Source organism: Cupriavidus sp. 2SB (assembly GCF_005503625.1).
Lineage (GTDB): Bacteria > Pseudomonadota > Gammaproteobacteria > Burkholderiales > Burkholderiaceae > Cupriavidus.
The window spans coordinates 31,503-57,034 of the sequence record NZ_SCMX01000024.1 but is presented as its reverse complement, the minus strand read 5'-3'; the positions used below and the strand labels follow the sequence as shown (position 1 = coordinate 57,034).

At 59.3% G+C, this 25,532-nt stretch carries 16 protein-coding genes; 5 read left to right on the top strand and 11 right to left on the bottom strand.

Translation table 11 applies throughout. The annotated features are described in order from the left end of the window. Positions 1-101 precede the first annotated feature (101 nt). On the top strand, positions 102-1,190 hold the full coding sequence (locus FFS21_RS13685) for a hypothetical protein (protein ID WP_137925358.1): 1,089 nt from the start codon (positions 102-104) through the stop codon (positions 1,188-1,190). Positions 1,191-1,235: 45 nt separating this feature from the next. On the opposite strand, the gene FFS21_RS13680 is transcribed toward FFS21_RS13685, so the two are convergent. The 3 genes from FFS21_RS13680 to FFS21_RS13670 form a co-directional block, all read right to left on the bottom strand. Then, positions 1,236-3,887, bottom strand: coding sequence for a bifunctional diguanylate cyclase/phosphodiesterase (locus FFS21_RS13680; protein WP_137925357.1), 2,652 nt, complete (start codon positions 3,885-3,887; stop codon positions 1,236-1,238). Between the two features lie 69 nt (positions 3,888-3,956). After that, positions 3,957-6,470, bottom strand: a complete 2,514-nt coding sequence (locus tag FFS21_RS13675; RefSeq protein WP_249359369.1) for an EAL domain-containing protein — start codon at positions 6,468-6,470, stop codon at positions 3,957-3,959. 212 nt (positions 6,471-6,682) lie between these two features. Next, entirely contained in the window at positions 6,683-7,168 is a 486-nt protein-coding gene (locus FFS21_RS13670) for a hypothetical protein (protein WP_137925356.1), read from the bottom strand. A gap of 1,796 nt (positions 7,169-8,964) precedes the next feature. Between FFS21_RS13670 and FFS21_RS13665 the strand changes: the two genes are divergently transcribed. Then, positions 8,965-10,302, top strand: a complete 1,338-nt coding sequence (locus tag FFS21_RS13665) for a replication initiation protein (protein ID WP_137925355.1) — start codon at positions 8,965-8,967, stop codon at positions 10,300-10,302. Positions 10,303-11,439: 1,137 nt separating this feature from the next. On the opposite strand, the gene FFS21_RS13660 is transcribed toward FFS21_RS13665, so the two are convergent. Together FFS21_RS13660 and FFS21_RS13655 are read right to left on the bottom strand one after the other, a co-directional pair. Further along, positions 11,440-12,231 (bottom strand): ParB/RepB/Spo0J family partition protein, encoded by a 792-nt coding sequence (locus FFS21_RS13660; protein ID WP_225934791.1) that lies wholly within the window; start codon positions 12,229-12,231, stop codon positions 11,440-11,442. A gap of 314 nt (positions 12,232-12,545) precedes the next feature. Next, a complete protein-coding gene (locus FFS21_RS13655; RefSeq protein WP_137925353.1) occupies positions 12,546-13,670 on the bottom strand; it encodes an AAA family ATPase in 1,125 nt (374 codons plus the stop codon). A 287-nt stretch (positions 13,671-13,957) separates the two neighbouring features. Here FFS21_RS13655 and FFS21_RS13650 point away from each other — a divergent pair, with 287 nt between their 5' ends. Both FFS21_RS13650 and FFS21_RS13645 read left to right on the top strand, forming a co-directional pair. Further along, positions 13,958-14,275, top strand: coding sequence for an ECs_2282 family putative zinc-binding protein (locus tag FFS21_RS13650; protein ID WP_225934790.1), 318 nt, complete (start codon positions 13,958-13,960; stop codon positions 14,273-14,275). Further along, the gene (locus FFS21_RS13645) at positions 14,272-14,733 is read left to right on the top strand and encodes a DUF8453 domain-containing protein (protein ID WP_137925352.1); all 462 of its coding nucleotides are present in this window, start codon (positions 14,272-14,274) and stop codon (positions 14,731-14,733) included. Before FFS21_RS13650 ends, FFS21_RS13645 begins: the two co-directional genes overlap by 4 nt. 329 nt (positions 14,734-15,062) lie before the next feature. Here FFS21_RS13645 and FFS21_RS13640 read toward each other — a convergent pair whose 3' ends face one another. Genes FFS21_RS13640 through imuA form a run of 4 tightly spaced genes read right to left on the bottom strand, consistent with a single transcriptional unit; the run spans position 15,063 to position 21,052 of the window. After that, positions 15,063-15,749 carry an SOS response-associated peptidase gene (locus FFS21_RS13640; protein ID WP_137925351.1) on the bottom strand — a complete coding sequence of 229 codons (687 nt, stop codon included), beginning with the start codon at positions 15,747-15,749 and terminating at the stop codon, positions 15,063-15,065. Positions 15,750-15,804: 55 nt separating this feature from the next. Then, a complete protein-coding gene (locus tag FFS21_RS13635) occupies positions 15,805-18,954 on the bottom strand; it encodes an error-prone DNA polymerase (protein ID WP_137925350.1) in 3,150 nt (1,049 codons plus the stop codon). Positions 18,955-18,957: 3 nt separating this feature from the next. Beyond that, positions 18,958-20,421 carry a Y-family DNA polymerase gene (locus tag FFS21_RS13630; protein WP_137925349.1) on the bottom strand — a complete coding sequence of 488 codons (1,464 nt, stop codon included), beginning with the start codon at positions 20,419-20,421 and terminating at the stop codon, positions 18,958-18,960. Then, a complete protein-coding gene (gene imuA / locus FFS21_RS13625; RefSeq protein ID WP_137925348.1) occupies positions 20,348-21,052 on the bottom strand; it encodes a translesion DNA synthesis-associated protein ImuA in 705 nt (234 codons plus the stop codon). The genes FFS21_RS13630 and imuA overlap by 74 nt, the downstream gene beginning before the upstream one ends. Before the next feature lie 206 nt (positions 21,053-21,258). Here imuA and FFS21_RS13620 point away from each other — a divergent pair, with 206 nt between their 5' ends. Further along, entirely contained in the window at positions 21,259-21,963 is a 705-nt protein-coding gene (locus tag FFS21_RS13620) for an endonuclease NucS domain-containing protein (RefSeq protein ID WP_137925347.1), read from the top strand. A gap of 325 nt (positions 21,964-22,288) precedes the next feature. Here the strand turns inward: FFS21_RS13620 and ligD are convergent, their stop codons facing one another. Then, positions 22,289-24,763, bottom strand: a complete 2,475-nt coding sequence (gene ligD, locus FFS21_RS13615; protein WP_137925346.1) for a DNA ligase D — start codon at positions 24,761-24,763, stop codon at positions 22,289-22,291. 17 nt (positions 24,764-24,780) lie between these two features. Then, positions 24,781-25,515, bottom strand: coding sequence for a tetratricopeptide repeat protein (locus tag FFS21_RS13610; RefSeq protein ID WP_171020409.1), 735 nt, complete (start codon positions 25,513-25,515; stop codon positions 24,781-24,783). Between the last annotated feature and the right edge of the window lie 17 nt (positions 25,516-25,532).

The following is a 25,532-nucleotide window of genomic DNA, read 5'->3' as shown; positions in this document are numbered from 1 at the left end:
GGGAACGCTTCAGAATTAACTAGACGCTATAACACGTATTGATAAACTAACTGTATCTTTGCTATAGTCAAGTCAATGTACGACTCGACGGAGAAACGGAAATGTCACTGGATACCGCGGCGTTGTGTGCGGACTTGCAGCAACTCAAGATCCCTGCGCCCGATGTCCGCATGCTCATGTCCGTCTACGACATCGAGGGAGACCGCATCACGCAAGCCGTTGCAGATGTAAAGCACGGCAATGAGCAAGCACTGAAGTTCCTTCAAGGCATCTTCTTCTCGATTACACCGAAGCTGAAGCAACGACTACAGCGCCTGAACGTCCGCATCCCTTCCCTACGCGTGTTGATCGAGATCGGCAAGCGCGAAGGTCCCCAATTTGCGGCTCGACTCAAGCGATGGGATGAGACCGGTAACGAGGGGGATGACTCCCGTTACGTCAGGCTGACCATGGCCGAGTTTCTCGAGCTGGAGCGCTCAGGTTTTCGTCGGCGCCGCCAGGAGTCTAGCCCTACTCGACCCTCCGGCACCGGCGCTGAGGCTATCCCGGCTGGGCGGCCGATGGAACCGAGCAGGAGGGAGAGCATTCCCCCGCCGATGAGCTCTCCCTCTCTGTCCGAGGAGCCGGGCGTGGAAGAACCGGCAAGGCAGTCTGGCCAAGGCAAAGAGATCATCAGCCAGCACGTATATGGCGGAAGTGCCGCGGCATGCTTCTCCACTGACGTATCCCGCGCCGGCCAAGCAACTGTTCGTATCGAGGTGGCTCAAACCAGTGGCAATTCTCGGCAATACAACTGGGCAGACAAGGTATCGATTCAGCTGTCGCAGCGAGAATTGCCGCTTGTCCTGGCGACGCTCATGCAATGGGTACCGAAGTTTGAGGGCAAGGGGCATGGTGCCGCAAACGAGAAGTGGTTCACCCTGGAGAATCAGGGCTCCAAGGTCTTCTTGTCGGTCAACTGCAAGGGCAAGGCAGTACGAGGGGTGCCAATTATGGCCGGGGACACCTATTCACTCAGCACGTTGCTCATGCGGCAGATGCTACGGAATGACCCATTCTTGACCCCTGAGTCACTCCTCATGCTTGTGAGAACGCAAGGAGAGATGTTTTGCCGAGTGGCCGATACCGACTCGAGCGGCCGGCACGGCGTGGCAGCAGGCACCACAGGTGCCGCGCGAGGACTGCGATAGGACCCCACGGGCTCCAATGCTTCGACGATACGCAGTCTTCGTAACTTACCCCCAACTCGGATTCAGGATTGCCGACGGCTCTGCCGGTCGCCCATAGAGATAACCTTGCTGGAGATCACACCCGTAGGCGATCAGAACTCTTGCTTGGTCGGCCGTCTCGACGCCCTCGGCAACTAGCTGAAGGTCCAGGCTCTTTGCCAGAGCGATGATCGCCTTTGTCAGGTTCTGAGTCTGCGAATCTTCCGCCAGGCCACTGACGAACGCTCGATCGATCTTGATAGTGTTCAGAGGGAATCTGGTCAAGTAACTCAGTGACGAGTAGCCAGTGCCAAAATCGTCCAGCGACAGGCCGACACCCATCTCTCGCAGCGCAGCGATCGTTTCGAATGCGGTCTCATCGTCTGAGATCAGAATACGTTCCGTGAGCTCCAACTCCAACAGATGAGCTGGAAGCCCGGATTCATCAAGTGCCGAGAAGACGCTGTCGACAAATCTCGGATCGTTGAACTGCTTTGCGCTGACGTTCACGCTGACGGCGATCGGCTCAGGCAAGTCCCTGGCCCATAAGGCGGCAGTCCTGCAAGCCTCGGACAAGACCCAATCACCGATTTGCGCGATCGTGCCGTTCTCTTCGGCCGCAGGAATGAATTTGTCGGGAGACACGGACCCGAGACGCGTGGACTCCCATCGCGCAAGAGCCTCTGCCTTAACAACTTTGCGGGCAATAGGATCAACGATCGGCTGGTACAAGACGCGCATCTCATTGCGCTCCAGTGCGCATCGAATTTCACCGTCAATCTGCAGCATCTCGTGAACGCGTACGTTCATCTCATTGTTGAAGAACCGGAAACCGCTCCTGCCGCCAGATTTCGCCTCGTACATTGCGGTATCAGCGTGCTGCAGCAGCAGATCTGGCTCGGCTCCATCCCCCGGAGCTACGGCTACACCAACCGACGCTGTAACAGAGACCCGCCGGCCTGCCAGCTCGAACGGCGTCCGGAACTCCTCGACGATGCGCTCAGCGAGCAAACGACATTCCAGCGGTGAGGTGACCTCTGCAAGCAAAACAACGAACTCATCGCCCCCGAAGCGGGCAATCGTATCGCCATCGCGCACAAGGGACGTAAGCCGCTCGGCCGCGGCAACGAGGAGCTGGTCGCCGGTGCGGTGGCCCAGCGTGTCGTTCACTCTCTTGAAATGGTCGAGGTCAACGAACATTACGGCCACGTTCCGACCATCGCGCTTCGCACGGTGCAGGGCATTCGAGAGTCGATCCATGTACAGCCGGCGATTCGGCAAACCGGTGATCTCGTCAAACGTCGCTTGCTTTACCAGTCGGCTCTCGTACTGGCGCCGTGCAGTGATGTCGCGCATCTGGCCAAGTATGTAGTCGACGCCACCAATCTCTACGGCACTCAGCGTGTACTCCATCGGCACCATTCGCCCATCATGGGTTTCCGTCTCCAACTCAAGGATGTAGGGTTTCCCACGCGACGAGAACACCTGATCATTGAGGCGTGCGATGGACTTTGAAGTAGCTTGGGGGTTGATTGTCGCCAGGTCGGCACCGACCAGCGCCCTTTCGTCAGACGCGCCGAAGAACGTCGCGAACTGCCGATTGGCCACGAGAAGCTTCCCTGCCTTGTCGCGTACATAGAGGCCATCGGTAAGACGCTGAACAACGCGGTCGAAGCGCTGCTCACTTTCGGTTACCGCTTCTGTCCGGTGCATGAGCTGTCTCAGCTGGCGATGCATTACAACCAGGAGTAGTGCAATCACGCTTAGTGAAGCGTAACCGATACCTATGATTCGCTTCGCATCAGCGTGCCATTCGCTATTGACGACTTGCTCGTCCATCGAGGTAACGACCAAAAGTGGGTAGTCCTTGACACGCTCGAATGCCATCAGCCGTCGGACACCGTCAACAGCGCTCGCGCCAACTGCCACCCCCGAGTGCTTGCCCGCCATCTGCGGACTGATCTCCGTCTCCGTGTACTGTTTCAAGTAACGGAGGACGCCGGGATCTGGTAGGCGCGCAACTAGGTTTCCCCTCTCGGCTCCCAGCACCGCGACGGTCACACCATCTTTGCGAAGAGCCTCCTTGCCAACAAGTGCGATCGAGGAAATATCAAGGGGTGTCAGTACAGCCCCGAGAAACGCGCCTGTTTGGTCGTTGATTCGCTTTACCGCATACACCTTAACCCGGTCGCCCGAGTCTGACAGTATCGGGCCAACGATCTCTGTGCCCGCAGTGCTCTGATACTCAAGCTTCTGCACGGCGAGTTGACCTGGCAGAAATGAGGCCGGAACCGGATCGTCGTACGTATGCAGCACAGGGACGCCGGCCTTCCCAACAACCACGATACCTTCGATTGCGGTGCCGACTGCGGCTGCACGAACTTGACTGAGCGCGTTGTCCGCGCCTCCAGGGCCCGCCGTCAGCAGTGATTGACTCGCCAAGCCCGCCGCCGATAGCACTTCACCTATCGAGTCCAGATAGCTCTTTAGCTGTGCTGCAGAAGCAGACGAAAGGACAGTTAGATCCCTGGACGCATCATTCAGCGCCTGCGTTCGACTGTCGTTGATCTCGTACGCTACGAGGCCAGTCACTAGTGTGCCGATGACGGCGCCAACATAGACGAGCGGCAAGAAGACCCGCGTGGTGGCCTTTTTGCTTCGACCGTGTCGTTCTGTCATGGAAACACTGGGCATGTCGATTCGAGGGTGAAAGTTTGCGAAGGATATTACAAGTACGTGTTATGAATTCTAACGCGCATTCGTCGTTTGTGACTCTCGAATCGCAGGTTCGGGTAGGACTGGTGCCGTGTAGCTGGTCCCATAAAGGGGACCGCAGGCGTACGACACTCCCATTTTTGCTAGCATCGAAGCGACTTCAGCGTCCTTGACGCCCGTGGCCACGAGCTTGATGCCGAGATTAGCCGCAACGGCCGTGGCGGCGGTAACGAAGGCGAAGGCATCGTCCTGCCCAGCCATAAACGGCGCTTGGGATCGGTCGAGGATTGCGCCTTGTACTCCGGAAGCAATGAGGCGCGACAATGACGCTAAGCCGTTGCCATAGTCAGATAGGAACACCTGGACGCCGAACGTCGCGAGATCACTGATCGCTACCGTGGCCTGTGTCCAGTGTTCTGATTCAACGGGTTCCAGAATGCTGACGCCGAGCGCCCATTTCGTCGGAAGAGCGTCGACCGCTTCTCGCAATGTGTTGAGAAATCCGGGCCTCGTGAAGCTATCGCGGTGGACAGGCACGATCAGCAAGCGTGGGGCGGGAATAGCTTGGCAGGCGCGAAGATCTGCGAGCAACGATCTCAGCACGCACCCGTCGGCCAGGGCAGAGATGCGCGTCTCTTCAAGTATGGCGCTCTGACGAGCGAGTGGGATGTACCGCCCATTGCTGCTGACCAGTGGCGTTACGATAGCGCCGACGATGACGTTACTCTTCAGACAGACCATCGGGGCGTAGTTCAGCTTCAAGTTGTCGGCGCCGAACGACGTTCTCAGGGCATCGGCTTGCTCGCGCAAACTTTCGAGTTGCCGTGAACAAGCTTCATTCGCATAGACAAAATGCTCGGCGTTTGCTGTTGCCGCGGCCTTCTTAGCCGAAGCGACCAAGGCGTCACTGGTTTCCGCATCGACGGGGAACAGCGCGATGCCTGTCCGTGCGCGAAGCCGCAGCGTCTCTCCGCCTGGCGTAAGCGGCGCTTCATAGCATGCAGCTATCCGACGTGCAATGATCGCAACGTCAATCGGCTCGGACACATTTCTTGCCAGTACAAAGAAGCGACCGCCGCCCTCCGAAGCGACTGAGTCGGAATCGCGAATGCTCGTGGTCAATCGATCTGCCGCCAATGCGCAAATCGAGTCATCAAGCGGTGCACCTTGAGGAGCGGAGAGCTGCACCGCCAAAACGGCGTGGAATTGGTCGCGATCGCTCTCGGACAAGAATAGTCGATCAAGTCTGTCGCGAAACGCGTGCATGTTTGAGACGTTCGTGACCGGATCGATGGTAGCCGCCTCAACAACTCGAGCCTCGAAGGCCTTTCTCTCGCTGGCGTCATGAATTGTAATTACGAGACCATCGGTTCCGTGGAGGCCGTTGCCGCAGATGCGGACTTCGGCATCGAACGAAGATCCTGCAAGGGTTGGCAAGGAGCCCGCCCACTCGTGTGATGCCTCTTGGCGTGGATTTCCGCCCGTGCCTAAAGGCGAGCCCTTCCATACCTCAGGAGGGAGCAAGGTCTGAATCTGCTGGCCAATCAATTGATGCTTTGAGGTGGCAGCTAGAGCAATAAAGGCATTCGAGTTCGCAAAGCGAATCGTGCCCTTTGTGTCGGTAGCAATGACGGCATCACGTAGCCGCGACAAGACGTCGACGAACATGGCTTCGCCGCGTTCCGCGGACTCGGCGACACGTTCTGTTTGCTTAACCTGGCGGAGGATTGTCGCAATGATAAGCCAGATCAGGCCCATGCCGGCTGTTGAAAGTACAGCGAGGTACGATGCGCGGCGCCGCCAGGCCGTGTCCACTGTCTGCGTCGGCAATGCGATCTGTAAAGCAAGCGGTGCGCCCTCGATCCGTGTTATGACGCTCTCAACGCCTGCGCCGGCGGGAAGCTCGCGACTCGGAGCGTGGCTCGCGGCTTTGCCCCATGCATCGAACGCTCCTTGGCGAATCTCCTGGGAATCAAAGCGAGCGGACTCTGGAAAGCGATAGAGGATGCGACCGTCTTCAGTGGCAAGTGCGACTTGGTAACCGGTATCGCGTGTGATCGCGGCCACTGTCTGCGCGAAGGGGTCGAAGTCAATCCAGGATGTTGCGAGCCAGCGGTATTGGCCGTTGCCGCCAAGTAGGCCTTCAGAGATTGAGATTTGGTACGGCAGACCCGGAACTGGTCCATCGACGATGTAGCTGACTGCTTGAGTCAGGAGCTCTTTGCTCGGCCCGAGAGGAGCTTGTGGCTCGGGAGTGCCTGAGGTATCGAGCTCAAGTGCACCAGTCAAGGTGTATAGGAAGAGTCGGGCAACGCAGGTGTTCGCCGTTGTGGCCCTTGCGATTGCAATGCGCTCGTGGACGTTGGAAGCATTGCTGTCGCCATTCAACGTACGAGCCACCTGCCTAACTACTGTTTTTTGGCTCCGCAGGATTTCTGCCGCCTGTCGGGTCAGGGCGGATGAAAAGACGGCCAGGCTCTCTCGTGCTTCAGCGTATTCCCGCCGCCTGAAGTCGATCACTTCGTGGACGGAGATGCTCGTAATCAATAGGCTCGACAGGACGCCTGTAGCAATGGCAAGGCGTCGCGCCGATCGGCCGTACCTGCCTTGTGATGGTCTCTTCTCCTCCACTGTCCGCTCTCGGACCTCTGGCCCGCCCTCAAATGGTGAACGCGCGATTATAGGTATGGGCTGCTTCGTTCGATCCGTGGAAAAGGGGAAAAAAAAAGCCCCACGAAATGTCGTGGGGCATGTTGCGGTTAGATGAAGTCAAATCCAGGGTGTCCGGTTGCTTCTTGCGACGGGGCCGGTTGCCTGGGGGGAGCCTTTTGCTCCTTGGCGGCTGCCGGCGCTTGCGCAGGTTCACTGTTCGCGGCGGCCTTCTTCTCGACTACCGAGATGCTGATGTAAGGGTTGTCGCCCTCCTTCGTTTTCTTGCGCCAGCCGGCGATTCGCATCTCTCGGCCGAAGCCAAAGCTGCCGGCGTAGTCAGGGCAGCTTTCCGGCCTGTCCTGCTTCTCTTCCTTGAAGAGGGTGGCAGGAATACCGCCGATGGACAGCGAGTAGAAGTCTTTGCCGCCGTTACTTTTCCGCCAGACAGCGACATCGAGGCGGAGGGAGTTTTTCTTCTGTTCGTCGAGGGGAAACTCCATCCACCCAAGGAACAGCGGGTCCTTGTCGGACGTCTTTGCGTGGTTCGGGAAGATGGAGCCTTCGCCGGCTTTGAGGATCAATGCGATTGACATGAGGTTCTCCTGGGAGCTCTAAGGTTGGCTGTCCGAGGCAAACTTGCGGGTTGCCCTGGTACTTCGATATGGCTGACAACAACGTGTATCACTGATTACAGTTCCGCGGCCGGCATACCGTGGTAGCTTCACTTTTCACAGTGAAAACGAAGACGCGTTCATAGGTGAATACCCAATGCGCATTGCGCATTGGGTATTGAGCACTGCCCAGGGCGCATTACCTATTGCGCAGTGCTTCGGCCAGTAAGACCCGCAGGAACGCTGCCGAACAAGGCGGTTGGTGCAATGCGCATAGCACGTTCGAGAAACGTGTTTCGCCCCCTCGTTCAGTCGGTAGGCAAGCGAAGATCCGATCCCGAACTCGCCTTCCCCCCCCGCACTGATGCTCGGGGCTGTCCAAGCCTCGTGGCTGCGATGAAAGGTGTAACCATTTGGCCCGCAGACCCGCAAAAGTTTGCGGAGGTGCGCCATGAAGCACTACCTAGGGTGATGCGTTTTGGGCCGCAAACGTGCTCTCGCGGGCAAGGTGCATCGGTTTGGTGGACCGTAGCGCAATTGCGGAGATTTAGTGAGTGCTTCCTATCGCTGCATCTCTTTTGTTTTTGTCAGAGCCCTGCCCGCTGCCACCCGCTGTGAAGAATTGCGGGCCAACTCATTGCACCTTTGCGGAGGGCAGGTGCTGTAAGAGGTACGGAAAACTTGTGGCCAAGCTTTGCGGACCAATTCATTGCACCTTTCGAGGCGAGTGCATATTTTTCGTCACATTTTGCGGACCAACACCTGCCACCTTTTCGCATTTGACCCTAGGCAGAGCTGCTAACGGCGTTGATTCGACATGGTTGCGGACCAATCCACCGCACCATAGCCGGCGTTCGCGCGGTTGCGGACCAATCAGTTACACCATATTGCCTGAGCGATAGTCGGGGACGCACTAGCGTTTCTGCGGACTAACGAACTGCGCTGCTAGGTTCTGGCGTCTTGCGGACCAATTCGTTGCACCATAGAAGGTCGCGTTGCGGACCAATCGACTACACCATCGCGTGAGATATCTTCTGCGGACCAATCAACTGCACCATGCGCCTAGCCAACTTGCAGACCAGTGCGTTGTACAAGGGCGGTAAGCGATCGGCGAATTGCGGGCCAACCAATGGCACCGTTCCGCTGGGCTTTGCGGGCCAATGCATTGCGCCACGAGATCATGGAGGAACGTTTGCGTCGAGTTGATGCATCTCCGTGTGCGGGACCCTATGCGGCCCAACTGATTACACGGTACTGCGATATGGGTCGGGGTGACAAAGTCGCAAGTGCCGATGGCTGTGGATAAGTATCGGTGGTTCTGACGTTCCGCATTTTTCTGCGGAGAGCTAGCAGCTTTGTTTACGTAAACAACCCACGTATACGGGCCTCGTTTTACCCAAATAATTCAATGACTTACGAGCAGCAAAGTGTTAACTGTTGGTGCCAAGGTGATATCTGTTGGGGGATTGGTGTACCGCATTGGGCCGCAAAGGTGTAAGAAATTGGCTCCGTATGGTGCAATTCATTGGTGCCAAGGTGCAATGAATTGGTGGAAGGTGTTAACCGTTGGCCTGATGTGCGCATATCCCAGAAAGCCGCGCCCAATATACGTTTCCGGGGAGAGGCACTCAGTTATGGTGGCATCAGTTGGTCCGGCGGTGTCATTGATTGGTGCCTCGTGGCAACGGTGTTCCGCAAAGGTGCAATCGTATACTTGACTCGTTACACCATTACGGAGATATTACGCCAGTCTCTTAGTGCATTGGGCGCACTCTGCCATGTCTAACCTCCCAAAAAACATCCAGGAGCAGCTGGGTTTCGATATCTTCAACGCTGTCCGCGAGGAGCTCGGGCCTAATACCGCAATAACGGAATCCACGCGCGACATTGGGTACCGCAAAACCAATGTTCTGATTGACGTCACCCCTATGTCCCTCGTGGCAAGGCGGGCCATCAACGCGTTGTGGCTCACGGTGTCGGAGAACCCGGATCTTGAGCATTACGATATCGAGCTCGGCTATTTCAAATGGCTTGCTAAGTTCGAAACATCGAACAACGTCGCGCACCTAAAGAAGGCCCTGCGCGAGTGCCAGAGCTCATCGGTTCAAGTCTCGGTTGAGCGCGATGGCGGCGGCGACCCGCAATGGGTGTCAGTGCCGCTTCTTGGTTCCGTAGGGATCGCAGGCGGGCGCGTTGTGTTCAAGGTCGACGAGATGATCCGTCGACAGCTCAAAGATCCGAAGCGCTATACCTATCTATCCTTGCGCATGTCTGCAGCACTCAGCCACTACGCGTACATCCTGTATGAGCGTTTGGGCGCTCTTCGATTCATGGGTACTACGAATTGGCTTCCGATCGAAGACGTCAGGAAGTGGGTCAATGCTGACGCTGTCAAATCACTCACCGAGTACAAGCAGTTCAAGCGGTTGGTCCTGGATAAGAACATTGCCCAAATCAATGAACTGACCGATCTCTACGTTGAGTACGAAACGAAGACCGCGCAGGGCTCGCGACGCGTCGCAGCGATTCGATTCAAGCTTAGGGACAACGCAGAGGGCAAGCTCGTTTTGGATTTTGCGCAACCACATGAGCTGAAGGATCTGTATGAGACTCTCGTGAAGGGCTTTGGGCTGAGCACCAGGCAGATCAATGAGATCATCAGCAATCGCGAAGTGAACACGGATGAGCGAATCCGTGCGGCGATTGAGCTGGTGAGGTATCGGGTCAAAGTTGGAGGCGTGAAGTCGCCCGGTGCCTACCTCATGACCGCAATCAAAGAGGGCTGGGCACTTAGCGAAATGGAGCGCGAGGCGGCGTTAGGTAGCCCAACCGAAGCGGTCCGGAGTAAGCCAATGGTTTCAGTCGCTGAGATCGAGTTTCAGCGCAATCTTGAGCGCGACATTGAACAGGGTCTGGCTATCTTCGCCTCGATGACGGACGAGGAGCGACTTGCGGTCCTTGATGGACTGTACAAGGAGACGACGTTCCAAATGGCTGCGCGGCGGCAGAAGGTAAAGGCTAGGCCGGATGAGGCGGCAATTATGGCGCGTAAGGCATTGAAGGTCGAACTGGCCCAGTACGTGAAGCGACAGGCAGAGGAACAGAACGCTGCCTGACCTCCCCTCCTCACGCATGCGAAAGACCGCCGCCAGAGTGCGCGCAGTTAGTTCGTCGAGCTTGCTAGTGCTTCCCTACGCGAGGCCCGAAACCTCCCGCCTCTTTCTCGATATGCCAGGTGTTCACTCTTGGTGTCCTTGTTAAGTGCAACCTTGGCAGGCCGACATCTAATCTCGAGCGGATCACGCTTGACCGACTAGGCTAAGGTGGTCGGAGTAGCGAGCGAGAAGTTACTCCCGGCATTCGCGAACCGCGCTGCGCCTTGCAATTGCATAATCACTACACAACACGTAGCAATACGTTGGATGTATGCCCGTTGCGCGAGCCCGAGCGTTTTCACCGTGAAAAATAATGAAGCCGTCGATTTCACCGTGAAAACGCAGTGTCGCCAGAGTGACGCAATGTGTAACTATTGTGAAGTGAGCTGCGTGCAGAGCGATGGCGTGCTCAAAGTGGGCGCTGGAGTTCGATTGCTGCGCGACTCAGTGCTATGAACGGTTTCGTCTGAAACGGTAGGAGTTTTCGGGGTCGCTTTGACCTGCTTGCGGGAACGCTCCGAAGAATCCGCTGCAATCAATTCGCCGTTCCTGAAATGCTTCCCTGGCCACGGGGACATGTTTGCTCTGTTGCCTTTTGACTTTTCACCGTGAAAACAACACTGTTCGCACCGAAGGTTGGCGATGGTTTCAGACGCTGAGGCGCAATTCACAGCGATGGTTTTCACCGTGAAATCCGCTCCAATGGACGACTGGCCCTCGAGGACGAGGCTGTTCACCCGGCGAAGTATTAGTCGGAAATCCGGGTTCAACCAGTGTTCTGAGGCTCCTCGTTACTGTGTTTGAGGCTTCCGCTCGCGGCACCGTCGCGGCAGATTTCACCGTGAAAAGCGCTCGGTGGAGCGAGCGGCACGAATGGATACCCGCACCAGCCAGTTTTCACGGTGAAAAGTCTCGCGAATCCCACGGCGTGTTACCGTGAGTTCACCGCTGCGCTTTCCCCTGGGCGCTCGGGATAGTCTTAGTCCGTTCTAGCCCAGGATTTCGGAAATGCACTCGTGCTCTAGTCACCCTGCGGAGTTAGTCGAGAGCAAAAAAAAGCCCGCATGCGCGGGCTTTTCACGGTGAAATCGAGCCAGGCTATGCCGCCTCTTCAAGGTCATCCGCAGCAGCTTCGGAGAGGAACTTCTCGATCGTGCGAAGTAGCAGCTCCGGATTGACGTCTTTCGGACACTTCAGAATGAGGTTACGCCCGTCGATCTTGGCGTCAGCGACTGGTTTCCCGGACATCTGCAGGCGGCGTGGTATCACGACAGCCGCCGGGTTCTTGAGCTTCCGGGCCTCGGCCTTCAGCCAGTTCAGGGCGTTCTCTTGGGACAAGCCCTTTTCTATCTTAACAACGGCCGCGGTCACCAGTTCAGTGCATCCCTGTTCATGGAACGCGACGAAATCGGCCACAACCTTTGTGCCAATCAGCCGTGGGTTTTGCGTGAGCATGTCGATCACTACCTGCGGCAACTTGAAGTAAGCCAAGCACCGACTGACGGTGGCCATGCTTCGACCGACGCACCGGGAGATGTCCATTTGGTTGAGGCAATGCCCCAACTTCAGTAGCCGCTGATAACCCAGGGCGCGTTCGAAATCAGACAGGTCTTCCCGGGCATCGTTGTCTGTCATTGCGAGGATCGCGGCTTCCTTCTCGCTAAGGTCACGGACAAAGCCCGGAATATATGACTCGTGCTTCAGTTGGAAAGCCCTGAAACGACGCTCGCCGGCAATGAGCTCAAAACGACCGCCTTCCTTGCGTCGGACGGTAATCGGATTGTTCAGCCCAACGAGATCAATGGTGCTTGTCAGCGAAGCTAGGGCGTCTTGATCAAAGACTAGCCGAGGCTGATGTGGGCCGACATCAATCTTGTCCATCGGCAGCATCTGCTGAGATCCGATGGGGATGTGCAGAGCCTTCTGGGGGGTGGTTACGCCCACGGCACCCCCGGAGAGGGGGGGCGTCTGAGGCGAAGGACCCGGAGCGGGTGCAGCGGATGGTGCCGGCTTGCTCTGCAGCGGGGAAGGGGGGGCAAGGGGATCTTCGTCCAAGATTCCCTGTTCGCGCAGAATCTCTGCCATCGGCCGATTCAGATTGGCCGATGGCATCTCCGCGGGTACAACAACCCCCTGGATGTGCTGAGGCTGGGCCTCAGCGGCTGGCGGCCGCGCTGCATCGTGGCCGAGGCGTCGGGATTGTTTCATTTAGCGACCTCCGTAACTGCGCGGATGCGCGCGACCAACTCCTCGAAGACTTCCCGCATTGCCCCGAGCGAATTTTCAGTGCCGGGGCGCCAGAGCGACAGCGGAACGCCGTCCTCGAGGCTCTTGGAATAGTCCTCCGAATGGTACAAGCGGCTCTCAGTGACCTTACCGGGAAACAGGCTGATGAGGCTGGCCATGTTCCGCTCAACACGCGGCCGGTTGCGAACGTACATTGTGGGGATCGCGACAATCTCCGGCGCACGCTTGAAATCCTTGGCGAACTCACCCAGCCGGAATGCCAGACGGGAGAGTGCCCGGAATGAGAACTTGTCCATGCGAATCGGGCAGATCAAGAAGTCCGCAGCCACCATCGAGTTTCGGGAGAGCAGCGAACCCGCCGGCGCGTTGTCCATGATGATCACGTCATAGCTAGACAAGTTGCAGTGGGGCAGGGTGCCAGTGCGAGCCTGCTCGAAGAACAGCGAATAGCGGAAGTCCGAGCCATTGGCGCTGCGCAGAGCAGAGTCCATATCGTCCAACGAGTCTTCCGCGGGGATTAGGTGCGGGCCGTGCTCACCAAAGGGCTTCTTGACCACCTCTTCAAGGGACATCGGTTGGTAGAAGTTGCCAACGCGCATCAGGTTGCCGATGTGCCCATTGATGGACCTATCGCCAGGGATACCCATGTCAATGAGTTCTTCAGCCGTGAGGTCAGGGTCATAGCCCATCATGGTCGACACGTCAGCTTGCTGATCATTGTCGATCACCAGCACCTTCAAACCCATCAGGGAAAACTGAATGGCCAGGTTGCAAGTGGTGGTGGTTTTCGCGGTACCGCCCTTCGGGACGAAGACCGAAATGGTGATGGGCCGCGCGAAGCCCTTGATGTGCTTGCTCTCTCGCCGGATTCGGGCGATCTGAAAGATATCGTTCAGCGAATAATTGCGGACTTCGACCGACCCCCGGGGCACCCGAGAAATCTTCAGGTCGTTGTCGCGCTCGATGATCTTGAGTGTTTGTGGGCTAACCCCTAGTGCTTCGGCAGCAAACTGAGGCGGGTATGTCAGGCTCGCAAAGTCCGTATAGGGATAGGGATCGATTTCTACCTCAGTTGCGGTCATAGGCAACCCTCCTAGTATGAAACGTCACAAAATGCAGCTTGAGCCGATTCTAGGGGCTAGATGGTAGCGGTGCAAGGAAAAACGTCACTTTCTATATGGTTTGAGCGGAAAAAACTATGCAATACCATATAGAGCAGGTCGCCCAGCTGGCTACCAAGTGAAAAAGAGGGCACTTGACGAGCCGCACTGGTTTTGATCTAGGCAGGTGGATCTGACGAGGCGACCATAAAGCAGAAGCAACGCGGTCAGGTCGCTGTCGAGCAAGTGTCTGCCACGGACCTTCTGGTATGGTTGTAGTGCCGTGCAGGCCGACGAACTACACCACAGAGGGATCAGAAATGTTGCAAGAGGGAAAATACGACAGGACAGTCCAACTGCAGTGCCCCACATGTGGCGGCACTGACTTCGCTAACGTTGAGAACGCGCCAGTTCCGGAGCTGCTGAAGTGCACGCGTTGCGGACGCGAGATTTCCCGCGAGAACCTTGTCAGTGAGAACGGTGCTCACATACAAGCCCATGTTGATGAAGTGAAGGCAGAGGTAGTGGCTGACATCAAGAAAGAGATCGCCAATATCTTCAAGGGGTCGGGGTTCAAGCTGAAATGACTGAGAGCGACTTCATCGCAGCCGCGGCGCTGATCGTTTCCGTTGTCGGTACCGGCGCGTCGGTGCTCTTCAACCATCGGCAGAAGGCCGTCAATCAGAGCCAGAAGATGCTGAACGAGCGCCTGCTGGCCAGAGAGGAGGCGGAAGCAGCGGCAGAGAAAAAGGCTGACGTCAGCACTGCGTTTGCCATGCGCGGTGCCAACGAAAGGCGCTTCAAGGTCTTCAACCGGGGCCGGGCCGCTGCCAGGAACGTGCGCATCGAGTTCGTGGACGGCAATAGCATTCTGGTCGAGTCACAGGTGCGCAGCACCTTCCCGCTGGAGCGGCTGGAACCGCAGTGCGCGGTGGACCTGATTGCAACTGCCCACCTAGGGCTCGCGGAACGGAAATTCCAGGTGAAGATCTCCTGGGAGGACGAGACTGGACCCCAAGAGAAAATCGAGTGGCCCACGCTCTAGGCGTCGACGGCTTTCTTCCGAGTGGGTACCGGCGCAGTCTCCGCCGCCTTGGCATCGGCAGGATAGAGGCGAAGGAAGGTACGCGCCTACTCCGGATCGCGGCAGGTCAGCCAATCGTCCCACTCGAGTTGCGCGGTTGATCGCATCGGTACCGAAAGATGAGCAAAGCTCTACGAGCGCTTGTACGTCGACGAGCGTGTCTTGCGCCTTGAAGCGGACGTCAGGCTTGGTATAGCTGCCTTCGCCATACTTGGCCTCAACCGACGCGGCATGCAGATTCTCAAAGTCCTAGTAAGGCGCGACGAATCACCCGTTCCCTTTGTCTTCGTTCATGTGCCGGTTTTCGAATTGTCTGTTTCGCGACCAGATGGTGGCGCGATAGCTGATTTGGGTGGAATTGGGGCGGGCTGTGCAACTAGCAGGTCGGAGGGCATGAGTCGCAGGAGCGTCCTAGCTACCTCTGGGTCTCTGCAATGCAGCCATTCATCCCAATCGCCTTTAGGCAATACAACCACGGCGCGCTTCTCGCTTCCTGGCTTATGGAATCGGCGAAGCAACGGGTGGCTATCGGCATTGAGCGTTGGCATCGTGAACGACACCGCGCCATCGGGCCACTTGCGCCAGAGCCCGGCAATAGCGAATGGTTCACCGCCAGGAACACTAATCTTCCACCGAACCGCTTTGCCAGTCTCCCAGTTGGGCTCGAAGAACGCAGTTGCTGGAATGAGGGCGAATTGACACGCACGCCAGTGCGACGCGAACGAGCGTAGCTGGCCGATCGTCTCCACTCTCGCATTGGCGGTCGGGAAATAGCGAGTGCCTGATGGGATCGCCTTCTTTGGCACCATGCTGAAGGACGCCAGCACGCTCTCCCACGCATCCGAGTCATTGGCCCGGCGGATGATGGGTGCTGGATAGTCAGGCCAGGCTTCGGATCGCCACTCGCCCGGCGGCGGCTCGACCCCGAAGATATCGCGAAGGATCTGCCTTTGGACGGGGGCGTAGTTCACACACATGTGGGTCTCCGTTGTGCGCCATCCTATCAAGGCGCATGGGTATTGATTCGCCGCTTCAGCAGAAATTGCGGCTGCGGGTATCCAGCGCACCGAGCATGGGAGAAAGGTCGACGGCGTATTGCGCCACCAGATGCCGGACATCCCCATCGGCTTGCCATTGGCCGTAGACGCCCAGCAGAGAGGCGTTGAGAATCTGCTTCCTAAACTTTTCGAGGACTGACGGCCACACGATGACGTTCACGTTGCCGGTCTCGTCTTCGATTGTCAGGAACAACACGCCTTTGGCGGTACCGGGCCGTTGCCGAACCGTCACAATGCCGGCGCCGCGTGCGAGTTGCCGATCGGCGTAGCTAGCAAGCGTCGCAGCGGTCTCGAACCGTCTACTGGCCAGCTGGCGGCGCAGTAGCGCGAGGGGATGCCGTTGCAGCGTGAGTCCCATAGATCGGTAGTCGCCGAGAATGGTCTCGCCTTCGGTCGGCGGTACCAAAGCGGGAGATTCCTCCGCCAAGTCGGCGACCTTGAGCAGATCTTTGTCTGGTACGGCTGCCGACGCTTCCCACAATGCCTGACGCCGATTCCCAGAGAGGGTGCGCAGTGCGTCGCTGGCGGCGAGTACCTGCATGTCGTGGCGGTCCAGCTCGGCTCGACGCGCCAGATCGGTGACGCTGTCGAAGTTGCGCACCGCGCGGCATGTCTCGATGCGACGCGCGGATTCTTCCCGCATGCCGCGCACCAACGACAGCCCGAGGCGCACGCGAGGTCCTGTTTCGTTTGACTCCAGCGAAGAATCCCAGCCACTTACAGCGACGTCTGCCGGCAGCACGGTGACGCCATGGCGCTTGGCATCCTGCACCAGCTGCGACGGGCTGTAAAACCCCATCGGCTGGCTGTTGAGCAAGGCGCAGAGGAACGCGGCAGGCTCGTGGCATTTGAGCCAGGCACTGGCATAGACAAGAAGGGCGAAACTCGCGGCATGGCTCTCGGGAAATCCATACTCGCCGAAGCCCTGGATCTGCTGGAAGATCGATTCGGCGAACTCCCGCTCGTAGCCGCGCTCGAGCATCCCGCTGACAATGCGATCGTAGTATCGCTCCAGCCCGCCCTTGCGCTTCCACGCGGCCATCGCACGGCGTAACTGGTCAGCTTCGCCGGCAGAGAAGCCGGCCGCGAGCATCGCTACCTGCATGACCTGCTCCTGAAAGATCGGCACGCCAAGCGTCCGAGACAGGGCCACCTCCATTTCCGGACTGGGATAGCTTACCGGTTCCTTGCCCTGCCGGCGCCGCAGGTAGGGATGCACCATGCCGCCCTGTACCGGGCCGGGGCGCACGATCGCGACCTCGATGACGAGATCGTAGAAGGTTTGCGGGCGCAGGCGCGGAAGCATCGACATCTGCGCGCGGGATTCGACCTGAAATACGCCTACGCTATCGGCGCGGCACAGCATTTCGTAGGTCTCCGGATCTTCGGCCGGGATGTCCTGCAACTCGAACACCTCGCCGCGTTGCTCGGACACAAGGTCGAGGGCCCGATGGATCGCAGAGAGCATGCCGAGGGCAAGCACGTCGACCTTCAGTAGTCCCACGGCATCCAGGTCGTCCTTGTCCCACTGGATGACGCTGCGGTCTGGCATCGCGGCATTCTCGATGGGGACGAGCCGTGACAGCTTGCCCCGGGCAATGACGAATCCGCCGCTGTGCTGCGACAAGTGGCGCGGGAAGCCGAGCAGCTGCGTGGCCATGCTTGCCCAGCGCTGTGTGAGTTCGCTCTCTGTGTCGACGCCGCTCTCTTCAAACCGTTTCAGCAGATCCGCCTTGCTATCGAACCAGTGATGCGCCTTGGCCACCATGTCCACGATCGCGGGATCGACGCCGAGCGCCTTGCCTGACTCGCGCAGCGCACCACGTGGCCGGTATGTCGATACCGCGGCGGCCAACGCGGCCCGGTCGCGGCCGTACTTCGAGTAGAGATACTGGATGACCTCTTCGCGTCGCTGGTGTTCAAAGTCCACGTCGATGTCGGGCGGCTCGCCACGCTCTTTCGAGATGAACCGCTCGAACAGCAGATTGCCCCGCGCCGGATCCACTTCGGTGATGCCCAGGCAATAGCACACCGCCGAGTTTGCGGCCGAGCCGCGGCCCTGACACAGAATCCCGTTGGAGCGGGCGAAGCGTACCAGGTCGTACACGGTCAGGAAATACCGCTCGTAGTCCATGTCGCGCACGAGCGCGAGCTCATGCTCGATCTGCGCCTGCACATTGTGCGGGATGCCTTTTGGGAAGCGCCGGTGCGCGCCGATGTAGGTTTCACTGCGTAGATAGTCCGCCGGCGATACTCCGTCCGGCACGACTTCCTCCGGGTATTCGTAGCGCAGCTCGTCCAGGGAGAACTGGCAGAGATTCGCAATATGGAGCGACTCGGTCAGGAGCCGGTGCGGGTAAATGTTGGCCAAACGAAGACGCGATCGCAGATGTCGTTCAGCGTTCGGCGAGAGCTCATAGCCGCATGCCGGTACCGGCTTGCCAAGCCGGATTGCAGTCATGACGTCCTGCAGAGGCTTGCGTGACCGGACGTGCATGGCCACATGGCCAGCGGCGACGAGGCGCAGATGGTTCGCCGCCGCTGCCTGCTCGACGGCTGCGCGATGCAGATCGTCGTAGGGCCGATAGTGCAGCGTCAATGCCATCCACGCGCGCCCGGAGAACGTGCGGGACACCCACGCCGCCTGCGCGGCGATCATTTCGGCTGGGGCGGCGTACTCGGGCACAAACAGCACGAGGCAGTCGGGCATCCCACGAAGATGGGCGTATGGCTCGTCAGGGGCTTCCAGATCGCGAGGCGTCAGCCAGTACGCGCCTTTCGACGCGCGCATTCTGGCAAGCGTGATGAGCTCGCAGAGGTTGCCATAGCCCTCACGGTTGCGGGCCAGTATGACGATGGAAAGGGCAGGGGAGCCATCCGCGTTGACCAGACGGAAGGAGGCGCCGACGACGAGTTTCAGTCCGTGGGCCTTCGCTTCCGTGTGCGCGCGGACAATACCCGCGAGGGAGCACTCATCTGTGATGGCGATCGCGCTATAGCCGAGTGCGGCCGCGCGCTCCACGAGTTCTTCGGCGCGGGACGCGCCCTCCAGGAACGTAAAGTTCGAGAGGCAATGAAGCTCGGCATATTCGGGCAGTACGCCGCCGGCGAGTGGGCTCGACATGGCTCATCCAAAGAGGCCGTGCAGATACCATCGCGACTCGTCGCCCTCGCGGCTGCCCATGCGCTCCTGATAGATCCAGTAGAAGCTATGGTCGCGGCCTTCCGCAACGTAGTAATCGCGGGTCTGCAATTGCCCGTCCCACCAGCCTGCCTCGATGCGCTCGGGCGGCGACACGATGCGCAGCGGCGAGCCGTAGAACGGTCGGTGGTCACGCATGAGCAGAGCGATGGGCTTGTCCAGCAGCCACGTAGGGCGGGGCAGGGGCGGCAACGCCGTTGGCCGCGGGGGCTTGCCAACTGCCGGCACCCAGCTGTTGGCGACCTCTGGCCGATAATCCGGTACCGGCTCCGGGCGAAGGATATTGTCTGCGCCCAGGCGCGCCGTCAGCAGTTCCATGACGCGGGCATGATCCTCGGGATTGCCGCCGGGCTCGGGAAAAAGCGATTCGCTGGGGGGAGCCAGTGGCTGCACATCCGTCACCGTGAGTCGGACAGCGATCGTCGGTGCAACGAGCTCCAGCCGACCTAGTCGCTCGCGCAACAGACGGACGAGGTGCCCATCGCTCCAGCTCGGTTCTGCGAGCGAAACATCCATGACCGTCGGCGCGATCGCCTCTCGTCCTCGCTCGTGCTCGAGCTCGAACTGCAGACGGGTGACCGCAAGGTGCTGTGACACCAGCCACCCGATCAGTTGGGCAATCAGACTTTGACCATAGGCGAGGATGGTGTCTGCGTGCTCGATCCGGTCGGGTAATTCCACCCGTGCGGTGAAGGTCGGTGGCGCTTCCAGCCAGTCGAACACCTCGGCGGCTTCGCCGAGGGCGCGGTCGAGCGTTTCGTTGAGAGCTTTGCCGCATCGGCGCTGCAGGCCAGCTCGGGGCAGCCGCCGCAGCTGCGCGAGCGTGCGACAGCCGAGCCCGTCGAGCCATTCTGCGATGGGGCGGGCCGGAGGAAGCAATCCGACAGGCAGCTTGTCCATCCTCCGCGCGAAGCGATCAATCTTCAGCGATGTGCCGCCGCCCGCCCGCGCATGCAGCCAGGCGGCTTGTGCCGTCGGTGCGCAGCCGATGTCCGCCGAGAATCCCATGGTGTGCGCGGTATCGCGAATACGCGATCGCAGTCGCCGAACACCGCCGAACAGGCGCAGACTCGTCGATACCTCGACCAGAACCGATTCCTCCTCCGCCTCAATCAAGTTCGGGGAGAACTGCAGCAAGGCGATCGCAACACGCCGAAGCGCCTCCGCTTCTTTTTCTGGTGCCCGATCAAGCATCAGGGTGTGGGGCGCAACCGTTTGCACGCCACCGCGCCGCATGTTCATCCGCACGCCAGCGGAAGCAGCGAGGGAAGTGGCAGCGTAGACGCGCTCTTTTTCCATGACCGCGACGGCCAGCTCAGTGGACCAGCTCGGCCGGAACACTTCGAGGGACAAGCGGGGCAGGCGCAGGCAGATCCACAGGTACGGCATGGCGATGAAGCAGGATCGGCGACGGTGTCAGGGGGACGAAAAGCGGCTCGTCTCGTTGCGGGCCGCGGCGTTTGATGAAGGTGAGCTCGACGCCACCGGCAGCGGGAGCAACGGCGACACGTAGTGGGGCAGGTGAAGCATCGCGGGCGCAGGCTAGCGGCCGCACCATGCAGAAGAACGTTTCACCGGACTGCGCTGCGAGGTTGAGTCGGCGCAGCGCGTCGTTGCGGACGTGCTGCTGCCAGAGAAGAACGGCGCTACAGGTTCCGGCGCGAAGCAGCTGCTCAGTCGCCCACAACACATCGGCAGTGCGCTGCGCGCGAATCCACATCAGACGCTCTGGCGCGATGCCCCAGTTCGCGAGCGCGTGTGCTTGCGGAGTATGAGGCGGCATCACGAGCGCGATCGGCCGCGTGACGCTAGCCAGCAGAGCAGGGCGCAGCAGACTCAGTTCTCCGATGCCCGGCTGCTGGACCAGCATTTCGACCAGCGTTCCGATCGGCCAGCCGCCACCGGGCAGTTCCAACGACAGGGATTTGTCGCCGGCAGGCACTGTGCGTACGGAACTGCGAGCCAACTGAGCGGCTCGCCAAAGTGCAGGGTGGATTGCTTCGGGTTCGACGGTTAGCATGATGGTCTCCGTCCGGATAAGTGTACTGTATATCCATACAGTATTTCCACCTCTTTTGATAGAAGAGACTGACTGGACACGTCTCGGTAAGCCCGAGTGCGGCCGCCTTAACAATTCGCGGCTCGAGCCGATGACACCATTAGGTGCCGTGCGGCTCTTAGATTTTGATCACCCTTCTGACAACTTCGAACGAATCAGGAATTCCCATGACCACCATGGCAGGTGCTGTCCGCCACTTCGTTGAATCCTCGCCCACCGGTGTCACGTCGCGCGAGATTCGCGACCATATCAACGCTGCATACCCGGACAAATGGACACCCGGCACGCTAACCGCGCATCTCTATGGCTGCGCCGTGAATCAGCCGAGGGCATATCTGCATCACAAGTCGGCAGAGAAGTTTCTCTATCGCGCCGACGATGGGCGCTTCTTTATCTACGACGAGAGCAAGCACGGTCCCAACGTGTGGGCACCGGTTGGTGAAGACCCGTTGATCGAACAGGAAGTCGAAACCGTCGATGCGATCGAACAGCGCATCGAGGCTTCTATAAGCTTCGAGCGGGATGTGGAAGAACATTTGATTCGCAATCTTGGCACGCTCGAGAAGGGATTGCGATTCGTGGAGCGGCAAGTTGTGATCGATGTCGGCCGCGTGGACATCCTTGCGGAAGATGCAAACGGCCGCCGCGTCGTCATCGAATTAAAGGTGGGGGATGCCAAAGACGCCGCGGTGGGGCAGATCGCCCGCTACCTTGGCTGGTACGCTCGCCAAGACAAGAAGCCGCCTCGCGGGATGCTCATCGCCGGCGACTTTCCGGAGCCGGTTCGCTACGCGGCGGAGGCCGTGAAAAATCTTGAGCTGGTCCGGTATCGCGTCCAGTTTGCTTTTGATTCCATTGCTGTCGACGATTAAACACCCGGCGTCTTCTTCGTCGTGGCAATCACCAGCAACGGGTGGAGCATTAACAATGGATCATGTCAAGCAAGTTCGCCGTGTGTCCGTGCTTCCAATTAGAGAGAACTGGCACGCCACGCCGCTGTTCGCGGACGGCACTGCTGGCAGAAGTCAGCGCTTCACCGAGGCAAGTGCGGCGTGGGATTGGGCTGTCACCATCTACCCCGGTGTACCGGTCTCGTTTCAGACCGCGATGCGCCGCAGAGTCTCGGCGGCACGGCAGAAGTAGGCTGCCAGCAGAAAGGACCGCCGAGGGGAAGCCGCCTCAGAATGCGACGCGCCCTCAGCGCAACAGCTTGATACCTCTCGCCACCGATTGTCTTGTCGACCAAAAGTCTCGCCAAGGGTCCTCGCGCTCGAAGCTCAGATACTCACGGGCGTTGCGAATATTCCAGTTGGCTCCGCTTTTGATGTCTTGCAGCCCTTCCCACGGTATAGGTATCGATACGCCCATGCCGGGCCTAGCCCGTGCGGAGAACGCAGCGGCCGTCGTCTGAGCATGGCCATTCCGCAAGTAGTCGACGAAGATCTTGCCCTTGCGGTTGGCCGGCCCCGATTTCGAGCTAAAGCGCTCCGGTAGAACAGACGCGATGTGCAGCACGATGGCGCGAGAGAAATCCTTCACCGTTTCGTAGTTCTGCCGCCCCGTCAAAGGGACGACCACATGCAGGCCTTTGCCACCGCTGGTCTTCAGCCAGGAACGCAGGCCCAGCTCGTCGAGCAGCGTCTTAACGAGCAGCGCGGCTTCCTGCATCGTGAGCCAGGAGACCCCTTCGCCCGGGTCTAGGTCGAGAATGAAGCGGTCAGGGGTATCGATGCGACGTGCAACGGAGTTCCAGGTGTGGAATTCGATCACGTTCATCTGCGCGGCTGCGACAATCGCTTCCGGGGAGTTCGCAGCGAGCAGCGAGCCGTGGCCGGGCCACAAGGACGCCGGCAGCTCCGTCAGTCCGGGAATAGCGGTCTCTGCGTGCTTCTGGAAAAACTGTGGTTTTCCGATGCCTTCAGGCGCGCGCACCAGTGAAAGTGGGCGGTCCTTCAAGTGCGGCAGCATTCTTTCCGAAATGCTCTCGTAGTAGCGCACCAGCTCGAGCTTCGTGATCCCGCTGCTTTCGTCAATGACACGGCCGGGACTTGTGACCTTCACCGAAGTCACACCCTGCGGCGCCACCGCGGTCTGAATGGCCTCGCGGCGGATCTGCATCGGTGGCTTGTCCTTGCGAACACCCTTGAAGGACGCGTGACGGACGTGACCCTCGGGAGTCCACTCGGAGAATTCGACCTCCACCACCATCTTTGGCTTTACCCAGTGGACCGGGCCATCGCCGCCACGGCCCCAGCGCTTGGCTTTCGTGTAAATGTCGAACGGCATGTCCGGTACCACAGACTTTTCCAGACTCCGACGCAGCTCTGCTGCAGTCGCGCCGTCCCATCCAGTACCAACTCCACCGACGTAGCGAAGCTCCCTGCCGTCGTACACGCCCAGGTAAAGCTTGCCCACTTCGTCGCCCCCGCCTGACCTTTCGGAGTAGCCCCCCACGACGAACTCCTGCCGGAGCTTGCACTTAGCCTTGAGCCAGGTGGGTGTGCGGGCAGATACGTATGGCGCGTCGGCGCGCTTGAACATTAGTCCCTCAAGTTGCAGTTCGCAGGCAGCCTTGAACATTTGCGGCGCGGGCGCATCGAAAGCATCGCTGAACCGTAGCCTACTGGGGCACTCAGCAAGAATCGTCGCAAGGTGTGCCCGTCGGGCGTCTAGGCGCAGCTGCCGAAGGTCGCGGCCGTTCCAGTATGGAATGTCGAACAGGAAATAGACGATCTCGTCGTTGCGGTTCGCGTTGATCGCGTTCTGGAGGGCGTTGAAGTCAGGCAGGTCGTTTCGTAGCACCACTATTTCGCCGTCCAGCCACGCCTCCTCGATATGCAGCGTCGACAGATCCCGCGCGAGCGTCCGGAACTTGCTGGTCCAATCGTGACCGTTTCGCGTGAAAAGTCTCACTACCCCATGCTGTATGCGGGCCAAAAGACGATAGCCGTCGAACTTTGTCTCGATGATCCATTCAGGCCCGACCGGTACGGTGGGCGAAAGCGTTGCAAGCTGCGGCGCGAGCTGGGCAGGAAGCCCGGAACGCGGTGCGTTCTGGACGCTGTTGCTCGTGTCGCCATTCGCTAACAGCGTGAGGGAGGCGAGATCTGGCTCCGCCGACACGCTATCGGGCATGGCGGTCAGTACGTCGAAATCCGATAAGGGGCGCGCCCAGGCGTCGCGTTTCTTGAACAGGATCCATTGCTCGGATTTGTCGCCGGGCTTCGCGATGCGCACCAGTTCCCACCGCCCAGCCAGCTTGCGGCCATGCAAGTCGAAAAGGAGCTTGCCGTCCACGAGACCTTGGTGCGGATCGCCGACTGGCTGCCACGTTCCGCGGTCCCAGACGATGACCGAGCCGGCGCCATATTGGCCGCGAGGAATGTCACCCTCGAACGTCGCGTAATCCAGTGGGTGGTCCTCGACATGGATCGCGATGCGCTTCTCCGCGGGGTCGAAGCTGGGCCCCTTGGGTACTGCCCAACTGAGCAATACGCCGTCAAGCTCTAGCCGGAAATCGTAGTGAAGGCGTCGAGCCCAGTGTTTCTGGATAACGAAGGTTAGGGCGCGTGCCTCGCTTCGGGTGCGCCTGGCGCGACCGGACGGCTCGGGCGTGATTGAGAAGTCGCGCTTTTGGTCGTATCGGTCGAGGGTACGCGTGCGGGATGTCATGCCCTCGACTCCCTGTCTCAGTTCGTGATCATCCGATACTGGTTATAGTGGCGCAAAGCCTCCTGAGGGCGACCCGCGCAGTCGTACAGTCGGCCCAGGTTGAAATGGGCATCGGCATTCAATGGGTCTAGACGCAGGCAATCGTGGTAGGCATGCTGCGCGCCAATGCAATCACCGAGGTCTTCCAATGCCAGTGCCTGATTGAAGAGCAGTGCGGTACTTTCCGGAAATCGAATACGTGCCTCTGCCAGCAGCCTTAATGCTTCTCCACAATTGCCATGGTCGCAAAGCAAAGCACTGAGGTCTACCCACGCCGCGTGCAATGAGGGATCGAGCTTAAGCGCCTTGCGGTAAGCGTCCTCAGCCTCCGCATGCCGCGCTTGCCGTTCGAATAGCCTGCCGGCCTCGTAGAGCCGGTATGCTTCTGTCGCGTCGTTATCCCGATGCGTGACGACGTCAGCGGGTTCCCGTGTTTGCGATAGCTGAAACCGCATTTGCCCGGAGTCTGCCAGCCACTCGTCGCCTCTGGCGCGGGCTACGATGTTTCGACCTTCGGCACGCAACGACGCAGCAGACGCGCTGTCGGTGATAGCTTTGGTACGAAGCAACGACTCCTTGATGCGGCCTGCGGAGATATGCGATTTCCGTAACGCCGCGGCGGTCCGCAACACAACCAGATCGCGGAAGCCAAAACAATACTCGCCATGTCCGCCTCGCTCAGGCGCGACCACTCCGGCGGCGACGAGGCCCATTACAGCGCTTCGCGGTA

Bases quoted from the DNA above. Each gene is read 5' to 3' on its own strand.
- FFS21_RS13685 (WP_137925358.1), top strand. From the start codon at position 102: ATGTCACTGGATACCGCGGCGTTGTGTGCGGACTTGCAGCAACTCAAG.
- FFS21_RS13680 (WP_137925357.1), bottom strand. From the start codon at position 3,887: ATGACAGAACGACACGGTCGAAGCAAAAAGGCCACCACGCGGGTCTTC.
- FFS21_RS13670 (WP_137925356.1), bottom strand. From the start codon at position 7,168: ATGTCAATCGCATTGATCCTCAAAGCCGGCGAAGGCTCCATCTTCCCG.
- FFS21_RS13665 (WP_137925355.1), top strand. From the start codon at position 8,965: ATGTCTAACCTCCCAAAAAACATCCAGGAGCAGCTGGGTTTCGATATC.
- FFS21_RS13660 (WP_225934791.1), bottom strand. From the start codon at position 12,231: ATGCTGCCGATGGACAAGATTGATGTCGGCCCACATCAGCCTCGGCTA.
- FFS21_RS13655 (WP_137925353.1), bottom strand. From the start codon at position 13,670: ATGACCGCAACTGAGGTAGAAATCGATCCCTATCCCTATACGGACTTT.
- FFS21_RS13650 (WP_225934790.1), top strand. From the start codon at position 13,958: ATGGTTGTAGTGCCGTGCAGGCCGACGAACTACACCACAGAGGGATCA.
- FFS21_RS13645 (WP_137925352.1), top strand. From the start codon at position 14,272: ATGACTGAGAGCGACTTCATCGCAGCCGCGGCGCTGATCGTTTCCGTT.
- FFS21_RS13640 (WP_137925351.1), bottom strand. From the start codon at position 15,749: ATGTGTGTGAACTACGCCCCCGTCCAAAGGCAGATCCTTCGCGATATC.
- FFS21_RS13635 (WP_137925350.1), bottom strand. From the start codon at position 18,954: ATGTCGAGCCCACTCGCCGGCGGCGTACTGCCCGAATATGCCGAGCTT.
- FFS21_RS13630 (WP_137925349.1), bottom strand. From the start codon at position 20,421: ATGCCGTACCTGTGGATCTGCCTGCGCCTGCCCCGCTTGTCCCTCGAA.
- imuA (WP_137925348.1), bottom strand. From the start codon at position 21,052: ATGCTAACCGTCGAACCCGAAGCAATCCACCCTGCACTTTGGCGAGCC.
- FFS21_RS13620 (WP_137925347.1), top strand. From the start codon at position 21,259: ATGACCACCATGGCAGGTGCTGTCCGCCACTTCGTTGAATCCTCGCCC.
- ligD (WP_137925346.1), bottom strand. From the start codon at position 24,763: ATGACATCCCGCACGCGTACCCTCGACCGATACGACCAAAAGCGCGAC.
- FFS21_RS13610 (WP_171020409.1), bottom strand. From the start codon at position 25,515: ATGGGCCTCGTCGCCGCCGGAGTGGTCGCGCCTGAGCGAGGCGGACAT.